This window comes from Streptomyces sp. NPDC088732 (assembly GCF_044751205.1).
Lineage (GTDB): Bacteria > Actinomycetota > Actinomycetes > Streptomycetales > Streptomycetaceae > Actinacidiphila.
Genome location: NZ_JBIVLI010000053.1, coordinates 1 through 14,006, shown reverse-complemented (window position 1 = coordinate 14,006; position 14,006 = coordinate 1). Strand labels below are relative to the sequence as shown.

At 72.7% G+C, this 14,006-nt stretch carries 13 protein-coding genes and 1 pseudogene; all 14 read right to left on the bottom strand.

Annotation, left to right across the window (positions count from 1 at the left end; translation table 11 throughout):
• Positions 1 to 1,429, bottom strand: a 1,429-nt coding sequence (locus ACIP9H_RS42035) for a class I SAM-dependent methyltransferase (RefSeq protein WP_401964223.1), incomplete at its 3' end; no start/stop codon positions are given.
• Positions 1,430 to 1,646: 217 nt separating this feature from the next.
• A complete protein-coding gene (locus ACIP9H_RS42030; protein WP_401964221.1) occupies positions 1,647 to 3,020 on the bottom strand; it encodes an NAD(P)/FAD-dependent oxidoreductase in 1,374 nt (457 codons plus the stop codon).
• A 364-nt stretch (positions 3,021 to 3,384) separates the two neighbouring features.
• Positions 3,385 to 4,326, bottom strand: coding sequence for an exopolyphosphatase (locus ACIP9H_RS42025; protein WP_401587793.1), 942 nt, complete (start codon positions 4,324 to 4,326; stop codon positions 3,385 to 3,387).
• Positions 4,323 to 4,859, bottom strand: a complete 537-nt coding sequence (locus tag ACIP9H_RS42020) for a DUF501 domain-containing protein (protein WP_401587791.1) — start codon at positions 4,857 to 4,859, stop codon at positions 4,323 to 4,325. Before ACIP9H_RS42020 ends, ACIP9H_RS42025 begins: the two co-directional genes overlap by 4 nt.
• A gap of 17 nt (positions 4,860 to 4,876) precedes the next feature.
• Positions 4,877 to 5,425 carry a septum formation initiator family protein gene (locus ACIP9H_RS42015; protein WP_401587787.1) on the bottom strand — a complete coding sequence of 183 codons (549 nt, stop codon included), beginning with the start codon at positions 5,423 to 5,425 and terminating at the stop codon, positions 4,877 to 4,879.
• Between the two features lie 84 nt (positions 5,426 to 5,509).
• Entirely contained in the window at positions 5,510 to 6,790 is a 1,281-nt protein-coding gene (gene eno / locus ACIP9H_RS42010; protein ID WP_401964218.1) for a phosphopyruvate hydratase, read from the bottom strand.
• Positions 6,791 to 7,010: 220 nt separating this feature from the next.
• The gene (locus tag ACIP9H_RS42005; protein WP_401587782.1) at positions 7,011 to 8,066 is read right to left on the bottom strand and encodes a transglycosylase family protein; all 1,056 of its coding nucleotides are present in this window, start codon (positions 8,064 to 8,066) and stop codon (positions 7,011 to 7,013) included.
• Positions 8,067 to 8,182: 116 nt separating this feature from the next.
• Positions 8,183 to 9,433, bottom strand: a complete 1,251-nt coding sequence (locus ACIP9H_RS42000; RefSeq protein ID WP_401964216.1) for a cytochrome P450 — start codon at positions 9,431 to 9,433, stop codon at positions 8,183 to 8,185.
• Complete coding sequence (locus tag ACIP9H_RS41995) at positions 9,426 to 10,127, bottom strand: endonuclease V (protein WP_401587778.1); 702 nt, start codon at positions 10,125 to 10,127, stop codon at positions 9,426 to 9,428. The genes ACIP9H_RS42000 and ACIP9H_RS41995 overlap by 8 nt, the downstream gene beginning before the upstream one ends.
• 47 nt (positions 10,128 to 10,174) lie before the next feature.
• On the bottom strand, positions 10,175 to 10,657 hold the full coding sequence (locus tag ACIP9H_RS41990; RefSeq protein WP_401587776.1) for a DUF6479 family protein: 483 nt from the start codon (positions 10,655 to 10,657) through the stop codon (positions 10,175 to 10,177).
• A 553-nt stretch (positions 10,658 to 11,210) separates the two neighbouring features.
• On the bottom strand, positions 11,211 to 12,197 hold the full coding sequence (locus ACIP9H_RS41985) for a nucleoside triphosphate pyrophosphohydrolase (RefSeq protein ID WP_401964214.1): 987 nt from the start codon (positions 12,195 to 12,197) through the stop codon (positions 11,211 to 11,213).
• 29 nt (positions 12,198 to 12,226) lie between these two features.
• A complete protein-coding gene (locus ACIP9H_RS41980; RefSeq protein ID WP_401964212.1) occupies positions 12,227 to 12,868 on the bottom strand; it encodes a SurA N-terminal domain-containing protein in 642 nt (213 codons plus the stop codon).
• Positions 12,869 to 12,984: 116 nt separating this feature from the next.
• Positions 12,985 to 13,170 (bottom strand): excalibur calcium-binding domain-containing protein, encoded by a 186-nt coding sequence (locus ACIP9H_RS41975; RefSeq protein ID WP_401588006.1) that lies wholly within the window; start codon positions 13,168 to 13,170, stop codon positions 12,985 to 12,987.
• 3 nt (positions 13,171 to 13,173) lie between these two features.
• A pseudogene (locus tag ACIP9H_RS41970) lies at positions 13,174 to 13,875 on the bottom strand (HNH endonuclease family protein); the annotation flags it as partial.
• Between the last annotated feature and the right edge of the window lie 131 nt (positions 13,876 to 14,006).

Here is a 14,006-nt window from a genome sequence, read left to right as displayed (position 1 = left end):
GGGGGGGCGCTCGGGGGGGCGCCCTGGGCGGCGCTGGGGCGCGCCGGGCGGGGGCGGCCGGGGGCCGGGCGCGCGGGGGTGCGCGCGCCCCCCCCCGGCGGGGCCCCGCCGTCCCGGCGGAGCCCAGCCAGGCGGAGCGGGTCGACGGCATCCCGGAGCCGCCCGACTCCCGGGTGCGCACCGCGAGGATCTGGTTGACCCCGATGCGGTTGTGCTCGAAGGCCAGCGCGGAGGCCGCCATGTACAGCCGCCACACCCGGGCCCGCCCGGCGCCCGCGAGGCGGACGGCCTCGCCCCAGTGCGCCTCCAGGTTGGCGACCCACTCGCGCAGCGTCAGGGCGTAGTGCTCCCGGATCGCCTCCACGTCGCGGACCTCCAGCCCCGCCTCCTCCAGCCGGGAGACGGTGGCGCCGACAGGGGCCAGCTCCCCGTCGGGGAAGACGTACCGGTCGATGAACTCGTCGACGTGGTACGCGTCCTCGTCCTCCCACGGGCGGCGGGCGATCTGGTGGTTGAGCAGCCGGCCGCCCGGCCGCAGCAGCCCGTACAGCACGCGCGCGTACTGGAGATAGCGCTCGCGGCCCACGTGCTCGGCCATGCCGATCGACGAAATGGCGTCGTACGGGCCGTCGTCGACCGCCCGGTAGTCCTGGACGCGGATCTCGACGCGGTCGGTGAGCCCCGCCTCGGCGATCCGCTTGCGGGCGTAGGCGGCCTGCTCGGTGGAGAGGGTGACGCCGGTGGCATGGACTCCGTACCGCTCGGCGGCGTGCATGACCATCGAGCCCCAGCCGCAGCCGACGTCCAGCAGCCGCTGTCCGGCCTTGAGGTCCAGCTTGCGGCAGATGAGGTCGAGCTTGGCCTCCTGGGCGTCCTCCAGGGTCGCGTCGGGCCGCTCCCAGTAGGCGCAGGAGTAGACCATGGACGGGCCGAGCACGAGCTCGTAGAAGTCGTTGCCGACGTCGTAGTGGTGGCTGATGGCCTGCCGGTCGCGGACCGGGCTGTGCAGGACGCCGCCCCGTCTGCGGACCTCCTCCGGCGGCGGGGGCGGCGGCAGTCCCGGACCCGCGAGCGAGAGCACCTCGCGGGCGATCAGCGCGGTCGACGGGTCCCGGAGCCGGGCCAGCAGACGGCGGTGGGCCGGCTCGTCCTCCTCGGGCGGGCGGTTCCAGACGACGCCGGACAACCGGTGCAGCGCGTCGTACAGGTCACCGTCGACGTCCAGTTCACCGGCCACCCACGCGCGCACCAGTCCCAGCTCGCCGGGCTTGAACAGCATTCGGCGCAGCGCCCTGCGGTGCCTCACGACCAGGGCCGGCGCGTCCGGGGGCCCGGTCTCGCTGCCGTCCCACGCGCGGATGCGCAAGGGGAAGGGAACGCCGAGCGCCTGCTTGGCGAGAGCGGTCAGTCGTCCGGCCGTATCGGCCATGGCGCGTACCTCCGTGCCTCCATGAAGACGGGTCCACTGCGCAGCAAAAACAGATGGGGACTACAACCACATTCCCGGGATCGTTGTTCCTCTCCTACCCATCTCATGTTTGATGTCCGCACGGCCAGGACACGGGCATGCCGAAGGGCGCCCGCCCCACGGATGGCGGACGCCCTTCGGCTGCAACGGGTGAACGGGCCCTGCGGCCCGCCGGCGGCTAGGCCTTCGCCTTGGCCGGGGAGGCCTCGGCCGCGACCACCGGCGCCGGCACGGGCTTGGCGGCCTCGTAGAACTCCTCGCGGGGGTTCTCGATGGCGCCGAGGGAGACGACCTCGCGCTTGAGGAAGACCGCCAGCGTCCAGTCCGCGAGGACCCGGATCTTGCGGTTGAAGGTCGGGACCGCCATGCCGTGGTAGCCACGGTGCATGTACCAGGCCAGGCGGCCCTTGAACTTCAGCTTCATCTTGCCGAAGCGGACCAGGGCGACGCCCTTGTGCAGGCCGAGGCCGGCGACGGCGCCCTTGTTGGCGTGCTTGTACTCCTGCTGCGGGAAGCCCCGCATGCCGGAGACCACGTTGTCGCCGAGGACCTTGGCCTGGCGCAGCGCGTGCTGGGCGTTGGGCGGGCACCAGGCACCGGGGCCGGAGGCCAGGTCGGGGACCTGGGCGTTGTCGCCGGCGGACCAGATGTAGTCGGTGCCCTGGACCTGGAGGGTCGGGGCGGTGTCGACGTGGCCGCGCGGGCCGAGCGGCAGGCCGTACTTGGCCAGGACCGGGTTGGGCTTGACGCCGGCGGTCCACACGATGGTGGAGGCGTCGACCTCGAGGCCGTTGGCGAGCACCACGTGCTTGTCGACACAGGACTTCATCGACGTGCTCAGGTAGACCTCGATGCCGCGCTCGCGCAGGTGCTCCAGACCCCACGTGCCGAGCTCGGGGCCGACCTCGGGGAGGATCTTGTCGGCGGCGTCGACCAGGATGAAGCGCATGTCCTCGCGCTTGACGTTCGCGTAGTACTTGGCCGCGTCGCGGGCCATGTCCTCGACCTCGCCGATCGTCTCGGCACCGGCGAAGCCGCCGCCGACGAAGACGAACGTGAGGGCCTTGCGGCGGACGTCCTCGTCCGTCGTGGAGGCGGCCTTGTCGAGCTGCTCCAGCACGTGGTTGCGCAGGCCGATGGCCTCCTCGACGCCCTTCATGCCGATGCCGTTCTCGGCCAGGCCGGGGATCGGGAAGGTGCGGGAGACGGCGCCGAGCGCGACGACCAGGTAGTCGAAGGGCAGTTCGTAGGACTCGCCCACGAGCGGTTCGACGACCGCGACCCTGCGGTCCTGGTCGATGGTGGTGACCCGGCCGGTCAGAACCTCCGCCTGGGGGAGAACGCGGCGCAGCGGCACCACGACATGGCGGGGGGAGATGCTGCCGGCCGCGGCTTCCGGCAGGAAGGGCTGGTACGTCATGTACGAACGCGGGTCGACGACCGTGACGGTCGCCTCCGCATAGCGCATCTTCTTGAGGATGCGCCGGGCCGCGTACAGGCCGACGTACCCACCGCCTACTACGAGGATCCTGGGACGCTCCGTGGTGCTCATGCTTCGAGTATTCACCACGGCCCGGGGGGTACCTCGTGAGCCCCTTCACAAGGTTTCCGGCACCCTCTGCTACACTGCGCCGCTTCGTGATCAGGACCACAGCCGCCAGGGGGAACCCGGCGCCGGTCACGGGCGTTGAGCGCCTGGCCCCACCAGCGACGATCGGCATCCGGGGGGCCCGCTCCGCACTCCCGCAACATGGGTGAAACACAAGCCCGTCAAGGGCTTTGGAGGTCACCGGGGGGCCTCACCCCGGGCAGTTGGGCCGTCCGGCGGGAACTTTCATGTGAAGAAATTCACGAACCTTCTTGCGCAGGCGTGTCGGGCCCGCCGCGGGGGCCCGCTCACCTGACAAGCGCCCTGCTCAGGCGATACTCCACGCGATGCCGTCGAGGATGTCGTGCTCGCTCACGACGACCTCCGCGGCACCCGTGCGCTCCATGATCCGCAGCAGCACGAGCGCCCCCGCGCCGATCACGTCGACCCGCCCCGGATGCAGCACCGGGATCGCCGCACGCTCGGCGTGCGTGGCGGCCAGCAGCCGGGCGGTGACCTCGCGGACCTGCTCCACCGGAATGCGGGCGTGGTGGATCGCGGCCGGGTCGTACCCGGGCAGGCGCAGCGCGATCGCGGCGACGGAGGTCACGGAACCGGCCAGCCCGACAAGCGTGCGCGCCTCGCGCAGCGGCACGGTGCTCTCCGCCAGGTCCAGCGCGGCGTCGATGTCCCGCGTCATGGCGGCGATCGCCTCGGGCGTCGGCGGGTCGGTCACGGCGCCGTCGTGCACCAGGTGCCGCTCGGTCATCCGCACGCAGCCGACGTCGACCGAGCGGGCCGCGGTGACCTCGGTGTCGCCGACCACGAACTCCGTGGAGCCGCCGCCGATGTCGGTGACGAGGAAGGGGCGCTCCAGGTCGGCACGGCCGGCCAGTTCACGGGTGGCGCCGGTGAAGGAGAACTCGGCCTCCTGGTCGCCGCTGATCACCTCGGGCTCCACGCCGAGGATGTCCACCACGCCGCGCACGAAGTCCTCGCGGTTGGAGGCGTCGCGGGACGCGGAGGTGGCCACGAAGCGGACCGCGTCGGCGCCCAGTTCGCGGATGACGCCCGCGTACTCGCGGCAGGCCGCGAAGGTACGCTCCAGCGCCTCGGGGGCGAGGCGGCCGGTGCGGTCGACGCCCTGTCCGAGCCGGACGATGGTCATCCGGCGGTCCAGGTCCTTGATGGCGCCGGTCGCGGGGTCCGCGTCGGCGACCAGCAGGCGGATCGAGTTGGTGCCGCAGTCGACGGCGGCGACGCGGGTCACTTGTCGTCCCCCTGCACGGCGCAGGGGTCGACGCACGGGCCCTTGCGCCACCACTCCGGCAGCATCGCGAGGGCCTCGTCGCCGAGCGGGTTGACGCCGGGACCGGCCGCCAGGGAGTGGCCGACCAGCACGTGCAGGCACTTGACCCGGTCGGGCATGCCGCCCGCGCTGGGGAAGCCCTCCAGCACCTCGATCGCGTCACGCCGGGCGAGGTAGTCCTCGTGCGCGGCCCGGTAGCCGGCGGCGAGTTCCTCGTCCTCGGCGAGGCGGGCGGTCATGTCCTTCATGACCCCCTCGGCCTCCAGGGTGCCGATCGCGGACGCGGCGCGCTGGCAGGTCAGGTAGTACAGCGTCGGGAACGGTGTGCCGTCCTCCAGCCGCGGCGCCGTCTCGACGACGTCCGGGTTGCCGCAGGGGCAGCGGTGCGCGACGGCGCGCAGACCGCGCGGGACGCGGCCCAACTGCTCCCCGACGGCGGCGACATCGCGCTCCGTCGGCGGGGCGTGCTCGGTGGAGGGCGGGGGCGTTTCCATGCCTGGGTGTGTCTCTTTCAGCGGTGTGCGGGGGCGGCGGCGTCGGCGTGGTCGACGCCGTCCCACAGGTTGGCGTACCAGGGGCGGCGAGCGGCGTTGTCGCTGTCGCCGCGGCGCGGGCCGGCGGCCTCGTCACCCCGTGCGGCGGCCCCGGAGGGAGTCACCACCGTATACGCCGTCTCGCCGGGCAGGACGTAGTGGAGCCGGGTGCGGGCCTGCGTCTTGACGTACTCGGGGTCCTGCCAGCGCGCCTTCTCCTCGCGCAGTTCCTCGACCCGCTTGCGGGCCTGTTCGGCCTGCTTGCGCTGGTCGGCGATCTGCGAGCGCTGGGCGACGTACTGGCGCGTGGGGTAGGCCAGGGCGACCACCAGCCCGCACACCACGAGGGCGAGCAGCGCGGCCCGCCCGGTCAGCCGGTTGCGGCCGCGCGGCAGCACGGGCCGCCGCGGGCGCCCGGTCGCGCGGTAGACGCGGGCCTGCGCCTGTGCCCCGAGGGCACGGATGCGCGTCGCGGTGGAGAAGCGATCCGGCACGTGCACCTCCGGTGGGGGGTTCGCGTTCGTCATTGCCTCGGGGCCGGGGACCGGCGTACCGGTGACCGGGAACCGCTGCCGCCCGCCGCGGGCGCGGCGGGCGGCAGCGGTGAGGCGTCAGCCCTTGAAGCGCGGGAACGCCGAGCGGCCGGCGTACACGGCGGCGTCGTCGAGGATCTCCTCGATGCGCAGGAGCTGGTTGTACTTCGCGACGCGCTCGCTGCGGGCGGGGGCGCCGGTCTTGATCTGGCCGCAGTTGGTGGCGACGGCGAGGTCGGCGATGGTGACGTCCTCGGTCTCGCCGGAGCGGTGCGACATCATGCACTTGTAGCCGTTGCGCTGCGCCAGCTCGACTGCGTCCAGGGTCTCGGTCAGCGAGCCGATCTGGTTGACCTTGACCAGCAGCGCGTTGGCGGTGTTGTTGTCGATGCCGCGCTGGAGGCGCTCGGGGTTGGTGACGAACAGGTCGTCGCCGACGAGCTGGACCTTGTCACCGAGCTGGTCGGTGATGGTCTTCCAGCCGTCCCAGTCCTCCTCGTTCAGCGGGTCCTCGATGGAGACCAGCGGGTACGCCGCGACCAGCTCGGCGTAGTACGCGGTCATCTCGGCCGCCGACAGGGACTTGCCCTCGAAGGAGTAGCTGCCGTCCTTGTAGAACTCGGTGGCGGCCACGTCGAGCGCCAGCGCGATGTCCTGGCCGGGCTGGTAGCCGGCCTTCTTGATGGCCTCGACGATCAGGTCGAGGGCGTCGCGGTTGCTCGGCAGGTTCGGGGCGAAGCCGCCCTCGTCGCCGAGGCCGGTGGACAGGCCGCGCTCCTTCAGGACGCCCTTGAGGGTGTGGTAGACCTCGGCACCCCAGCGCAGGGCCTCGGAGAAGGACTCCGCGCCGATCGGGGCGATCATGAACTCCTGGATGTCCACGTTGGAGTCGGCGTGCGAGCCGCCGTTCAGGATGTTCATCATCGGGACCGGCAGCACGTGGGCGTTCGGGCCGCCGAGGTAGCGGAAGAGCGGGAGGTCGGAGGCCTCGGACGCGGCGTGGGCCACGGCCAGCGAGACACCGAGGATGGCGTTGGCGCCGAGGGAGGACTTGTCCGGGGTGGCGTCCAGGTCGAACATCGCCTGGTCGATCAGCCGCTGCTCGGTGGCGTCGTAGCCGACCAGCTCCGGGCCGATCTGCTCGATGACGGCGAGCACCGCCTTCTCCACACCCTTGCCCTGGTAACGGCTCTTGTCACCGTCACGGAGCTCAAGGGCCTCGAACGCTCCGGTGGACGCTCCGGAGGGCACGGCTGCACGGCCCGTGCTGCCGTCGTCGAGGCCGACCTCGACCTCCACGGTGGGGTTGCCTCGCGAGTCGAGGATTTCCCGGGCTACGACGACGTCGATCGACGGCACGTGAGTCTCCTTCTGATGTCTCTTCGTTTCGGGCATGAGCCTAACCGACCCGAAAAGCCCCGTCCGGGCACGCTCCGGGGAAGTCCGCACCGGACCGCGAACGGAAGGGGGCGCCGAGAAGAACGATCGGGGACGGACGCCCGCCGGCCGGCACGGACACGCGGACACGGACCGCAGCGCGCGGACGCCCTGCCGGGCGCCCGCGGCCGGCGGCACCGGGTCAGCGGCGGCCGAGCTCCAGCGTCTCGCCGGCCACGATCCGGTCCGGGTTGTCGCCGATGACGTCCTTGTTGGCGGCGTACAGCCCGCGCCAGCCGCCCGGCAGGCCCTGCTCCATGGCGATCCCGCACAGCGAGTCGCCCTCCTGCACCACGTAGCGGCCGTCGCCGGTGCCCTTGGTGGAGGTGTCCTTCGCCGCGCCGCGGTCCGCGCCGCGGTCCGAGCGCTCGTCCGCGCCGCGCGTGGTGTCGCGGGAGATGGCGCCCCAGGCGGCGTCGCCCTCGACGACCTGCGGCGGCACCGAGGTCGCGCCGTGGCTGCCGCTGCCGGTGCCCGTCGTGCCGCCGGGCAGCCGCGGGGTGGTGCCGGCCTCGGGCTTGCGGTGCTTGCCCGGGATCTTGACGGCCGTGCCGGTGGAGGTCTCCGGGTCGGGCGTGGCGGTGGAGCCAGGGACGGCGGTCGAGTCGTCGCCGTTGTCGGAGGACCCGGCGGTCCCGTCCGTGCCGGAGTCCGTGCCGGTCCCGGTGCCCGTGCCGTCGGAGGAGCCGCCGGTGCCGGCGTCGTCGTGGTCCGAGCCGGTGTCCGTCCCGGAGTCGGTGCCGTTCCCGTTGCCGTTGCTGTTTCCGTTGCCGTTGTTGCCGTTGCCGTCGGAGTTGCCGCCGAGGAGGTCCTGCAGCACCTCGCCCAGGCCGCCCTGGTCGGCGCAGCCGGACCAGGCGTCGGGGCCGAGCACGGAGAGGATCTTCTCCGCGACGGTTATCTGCTCGTTGCGGCTGGCGAGGTCGGGGCGCTCGGCGTAGGCCGTGCCGCCGTACTGCTGCCAGGTCTCCTCGGTGATCTGCAGACCGCCGTAGAACCCGTTGCCGGTGTTCGAGCTCCACAGGCCGCCGCTCTCGCACGCGGCGACCGCGTTCCAGCTGGTGCCGGCGTCCGCGGCGCTCGCGCCGCTCGCTGCGAAGAGGGGGAGCGTGAGGCCCGCCCCGGTCGCCGCGACCGCGACCATGGCGGTCGGGGCCTGACGCGGCTTGCGGTGTCGGCCGTTCCCGGACTTCAGCATGCGCTATCGCCTTTCACATCCGAATATCGCGATGGCGCCTGACCGTAGTGGCCTTGGCCCATGCATCACAAGTCGATGTCTCGCGGATCACGTGAAGATCACGTCGTGACGCTCAGTCAGTCACGTTCCGGTGTGAAGGAGACGGGCAATGCACGCAGACCGCGCATGATGAGCCCGCCGCGCCAGCGCAGTTCCGCGGGATCCGCGGCGAGCCGCAGGTCGGGCAGCCGGGTCAGCAGCGTGGCGAGCGCGGACTGCGCCTCCAGCCGGGCCAGGGGCGCACCCAGACAGTAGTGGATGCCGTGACCGTAGCCGAGGTGCTGGTTGTCCCTGCGTGAAAGGTCCAGTGTGTCCGGCTCGTTGAAGCGCGCGGGATCACGGTCGGCGGCGGCGAGCACCACCAGGACGGGGTCCCCGGTCGCGATGTCCCGGCCGCCGACGGTCAGCGGTTCGGTCGCGAAACGCCAGGTCGCCAGTTCCACCGGCCCGTCGTAGCGCAGGAGTTCCTCGACGGCCGTGCCGAGCAGGGCGTGGTCGCCGCGGACCAGCCCGTCCTGCAGCAGCCGGCGCGGCCCGGGGTTGCGCAGCAGCGTGTACATCCCGTTGCCGATGAGGTTGACGGTGGTCTCGAACCCCGCGAAGAGCAGGATGAACGCCATCGCGGCGGCCTCGTTCTCCGTGAGGTGCTCGCCGTGGTCACTGGCCCGGATCAGACCGGAGATCAGGTCGTCGCCGAGGTCCGCGCGCTTGCGGTGGATCAGCTCCAGCAGATATCCGCGCATTTTCTTCACCGACCGGCCGACCCCGCCGCGGGGACCGCCACCGTGCCGGATCATCATCCCGGCCCAGTCGCGGAAGTCGTCCTGGTCCTCGGCCGGGACGCCGAGCAGGTCGCAGATCGCGTAGATCGGCAGCGGGAAGGCGAACTCATGGATGAGATCGGCCTCCCCCTTCGCGGCGAAACCGTCGATGAGCCGGTCGGTCAGCTCCTGCACGCGCGGGGCGAACTCGGCGACCCGGCGCGGGGTGAAGGCCTTGGAGACCAGCCGGCGCAGCCGGGTGTGGTCCGGCGGGTCGATGTTGAGCAGGTGCGTCATCAGGTCGGCGCTGCGCTCGCCCGGGATGCCCACCTTCCCCTTGGCGTGGGCGCGTTCGGAGTGGTGGACCGGGTTCTTGCTGAGCCGCGGGTCGGCCAGCGCCTGCCGCGCGTCCGCGTACCGGGTCACCAGCCAGGCGTCCACACCGCTGGGCAGCGTGGTGCGGTGCACCGGCGCGTGCTCGCGCAGCCAGGCGTACGCGGGGTACGGATCGGTGGCGAACTGCCAGGTGAACAGCTCGGGGGGCTCAGGGGTCAGACTGTCATGCACCCCATGACGTTAGCCGCTCCCGGCTGAGCCGGTCGGCCAGCCGGGTCGTCTCCGGCAGGCGGTAGGAGGGGGAGAGCGCCAGGACATGGCGGCACGCGGTGTCCAGGTCGATGCCGTGGCCGGTCGACACGTACACCGGCCGGACCCCGCTCCGGGTGCGCAGCGCCCGGCCCACCGTCTCGCCTGCGTCGACCAGCGGCACCGACGCCCCGCGTTCCTCCCCGAGCGCCGCCGCGTCGTACGTGCCGACGAACGGGGTCTTCGCCACCCCGGCGGCCGGCAGCCCGGTGACCACCCCCAGATGGCAGGCCAGACCGAAGCGGCGCGGGTGCGCCAGTCCCTGCCCGTCGCAGAGCAGCAGGTCGGGCGTGACGGTCAGGCCGCGCAGGGCCTCGATCAGCACGGGAAGCTCCCGGAACGCGAAGAGCCCGGGCACGTACGGGAAACCCGCCCGGGCCGTCGCGGTGGCCTGGTCGACGGGGGCGAGCGTGGCCGCGTCGACCACGACGACGGCGGCGGCCACGATGTCGTCCGCGGCACCGTGGCCCCCGCCGTACGCGACGTCCAGTCCCGCGACGTACCGCGGCCGCTGCGGGCCGGGCCCGCGGTGGTCGGCCAGCGGCCGGAGCCGGTCCTGAAGGGCCAGGGCCCCCGCCTCGTCGTGCGGCCACGCGTGCGGGACGTCTATGCGCATGGCCGCGAGACTACGGCCCGGGTCGGGCCGCCGGACCGCAACCCCGGTCAGGGCTGTCTGCCCCGCTGTTCCCTGTCGTCGCCGTTGGCGGGCCCCGTGCCGCGGTCCGGCCCGGGCGCCCGGTTCCGGCTCCCGGCGTGGGCCTTGGGGACGGGCACGCCCTCCGGCGGGGCGGCGACCCCGTGGGAGCCCCAGTTGCCGAAGCCCTTGAGGGAGTGCGGAAGGTGGCGGATGCCGTCCTGCGGCCACTCGTCGTAGTCGCGCCACTCGGTCAGGGGGTGCCGCTCACCATCCTGGTGACCGGGGCCGTGGTCGGCCGGGGTCTCACGGCCGTACTCCTGGCGCGTGTGCCACGCCCCGCCACGGGGCTGCGGCCGCTGCTCGGGAGGCGGCTCCTTGGACCGGTGGTAGAGGCCGATCGAGACGGCCCCGATCAGCAGGCCGACGAGGAAGATGCCCACTACCAGCGGGGCGATGCCGACGAGGTAGTCGTGCGGCACGGCCAGCTGGATCTGCTCCAGTGCTCGCATGCCACCCATTTACCCTATTCACCCGGTTTCACTCCCCGCCCACCCGCCCGTGTGCCCGGCAAGGTCTGGGCGCCCCGACGCAAGTCGTTGGGGGCCGGGTGCGGGCCCTCCGGGGCTGCCATTCTGGACAGCACATTTAGGTGCCTCAGGCACTCTCGGCTGCGCACTCGGGGTTGTGCACCCAAATATGCTCCACAGTCCAGAACGCCACCCTCCCCCAGCTACCGCTGGGAGGTGCCCCCAACTCCCCCGCCCCCTCCCTCTCGCCATGCGCCTGATCCCCGGTGGGTGGGCGAAAAGGCGGTCCGGGGTCACCGCAAGTGCCCATCCGAACCCCCACCGGCCGTAAGTCGCCCAACCGACCCGGGAGGGGGTGCGCCGGGGTCCGCCCGCAGGGGACGAGCGGAGACCGCCTGGTCGATGCCGAACAATGTGGGCGCAAACCGCGAGCGCCGAGGACGGATCCCGGAGCGGCGCCGACCCCACAACGCACGCAGGGCGGGGCCCGCACATACCGCGCCGGGCACACGGGCGGGAGGGCGGGGAAAAAGACCTAGGCGGTACGGGCGCGCTCCGCCGCGAGGATCGCGTCGCGGTACCGGCGGGCGGCAGCCCGCAAGGCGGACTCGGGGTCGATCCCCGCCGCCTGCGCGGCCACCGCCAGCGCCAGCAGCCGATCGCCGGTGTCTGCCGCGTCCGCGTCCGGCAGCGGCACCCCGAGGCCCGCCCGTTCCGCGCGGGCGCCGAGTTTGGCCGCCAGGGCCAGGGCGGGCTGGCCGAGCGGGACGCCCTCCGTGACGGACGTGCGCTGCTTCTCCTGCTCCTTCATCCGCAGCCAGTGGGCCTGGACCTCCTCCGGCGTCTCGGCGGTGTCGTCGCCGAAGACGTGGGGGTGGCGGTGGACGAGTTTGTCGACGATGGTCGCGGCGACGTCGTCGATGGAGAACGGCTCCTCGGGGTCGTCCTGGGCGATGCGGGCGTGGAAGACCACCTGGAGCAGCACGTCGCCGAGTTCCTCGCGCAGGGCGTCCCGGTCGCCCTCCTCTGCCGCCTCGACGAGTTCGTAGATCTCCTCGATGCCGTACTTCACCAGCTCCTGGCTGGTCTGCACGCTGCTCCAGGGGCATTCGCGGCGGATCCGGTCCATCACCTGGACCAGGTCGAGCAGCCGGGCACCGGGCAGGTCGTACGAGCCGGGCAGCAGTTCCAGGTCGGGCATGTCCACGCGGCCGGAGCCGCCGAGGCGGGCCAGTTCGTCGGTGACGGCCGCGTCGCCCTCGCCGCCGGTGAGGTAGACCACCGTACGGCCGTCCGCGGTGAGGTCCACCAGGTCGCGGCCGGTGGGGGCGGCGTGCTCCACGGCGACGCCGGCCTCGCGCAGGTAGGGCAGCTGCGGGTGCCCGGGGTCGGGGCAGACGACCCGGTCGGCACCGTGCAGCAGCTCCCACGCCGGCCAGGACAGCAGGCCGGGGGCGACACGGTGGGTGGTGGTCAGCAGTACCAGGCGGCCCGGGCGGGCGGAGTCATCGGAGTGGTCCACCCGTCGAAACTACCTCGCCCGGGTGCGGCTCAGGCACCGGCCTGGGGGGCGGTCACCTCGGACAGCCACGGGTCCTTGGTGGTGTCGAGGGTGAGCTTCTGCGCGTTCCACTTGCCGTAGCGCGGGTTCACGTCGATGTCGAGCCGGTCGGCCGTGCGGCGCAGCACCGTGAGCAGGGTGGCCTGGCCCTCGGGGCTCTGCACGTTCGCGCCGTAGTGGGCGGCGACCTTCTGCATGAGCAGGTCGGTGCGGATGCTCTCGTCGATGTCGGCGGGGATCATCGCGTACGTCTGGAGGACCTGCGCCTCCAGTTGCTGCTTGCCGCCGGCCTGCGTCTCGGCGGCGCGGCGGGCCTGCTGCACCTCGCGCGGGGTGACGGAGACCCCGGCGTCCTTGGCGGCGCGCTCGATGACGCGCGCCTGGACGAGGCTGTGCACGGTGTTGCGCTGGAGGTCGCTGCTGGCCTCGATGAGCTGGTCGGCCTGCGGCGACTTCTCCTGGGCGGCGCGTACCGCGGCGACCCTCGCCTGCACCGTGTTCACGGTGATCTGCCGGCCGCCGACGACGGCCGCGGCACCGGCGTGCGGTGTTCCGCAGGAGGTCAGCAGTGGCGCGGAGAACAGCACGGCGGCGGTGGCGAGGGCGGAGAGCGCAGTCCTGCGGCGGAGCATTTTGCCTCCCGGCAAGGGATCGGGCGACGGTGCACGATCTGGCAGATGCAGTGATCGAGGATATTGAGCGGGGGCCCGCAATATCCAGCACTCTGCACAAACGATGCCGGTGCCGGTCAGGTGTCGCAGGCGACTCCGTCGCCGTCGCGGTCCAGGGCGCCCGAGTAGCCGGGGTCGCCGCGGTGGAGCGGGGCGGCGCCCGCCTTCCGGGCGGCGGCGCAGTTCGGGTACGTGGTGGCGCCGGAGCCGGGCTGATCATCGCCGTTGCCGCCGTCCTTGCCGGAGGGGGCCGCGGCGGGCACGTCGGGCTTGCCGGAGCCGGGCAGCGGCTCGTCCGGGCAGGTGCGCAGGACCTCGGTCATCGCGTCCTTCTCGGCGGCGGTGACCCACAGGCCGTACTTCTTCTTCACCGCCACCTGGCGGGCGACGTAGGGGCAGCGGAACGCCTTGTTGGGGGGCAGCCAGGTCGCCGCGTCCCCGTCGCCCTTGCCGCGGTTGGCGGGGCCGTCGACGGCGAGCAGGTTGAGCGGGTCGTTGGCGACCTGTATCCGCTTGTCGCGGTCCCAGTACTTGGCGCCCTTCTGCCAGGCGTCGCTGAGTGCCACGACGTGGTCGATGTCGATGGTGCTGCGGCCGCGGGTGAAGCTGATCCCCTTGCCGGTGTACGGGTCGGCGAGGCGGCCGGAGGTGACGATGCAGTCGCCGCCGTTGTCGGACCGGAAGGACTCGCCGGTCAGGTCGCGCTGCAGTATGTCGTCGCGGGTGTCGCAGCCGTTGTGGTCGGTGTCCACCCAGGAGCTGCCGAACTGGTCGCGTGCGTAACCGGTCTTGGGCGCGCGGCCCTTGACCGTCAGGTCGCCGACCGCCTTGAGCGCCGAACCCGCCGGCGCCGCCGCGTCGCTGCCCTGTCCTCCGATGCCGTCGCCCGTGCAGCCGGCGGCGCCGAGGACCACCGCGAGCAGCGCCGCTGCCGTTACCGCCGTTGAACCCGCCCTGGTTGTGACCACCTTGGCACTGTAGGGGGTGGGGGGCGCGGACCGGCAGGGGGCCTTCCGGCCCGCGGTCCGCGCCCCCGGCAGTCAGCCGGTGACGGCGACCGGGGCGTCCCAGTCGCTGCGGTCCACCGTGAGGGTCCAAC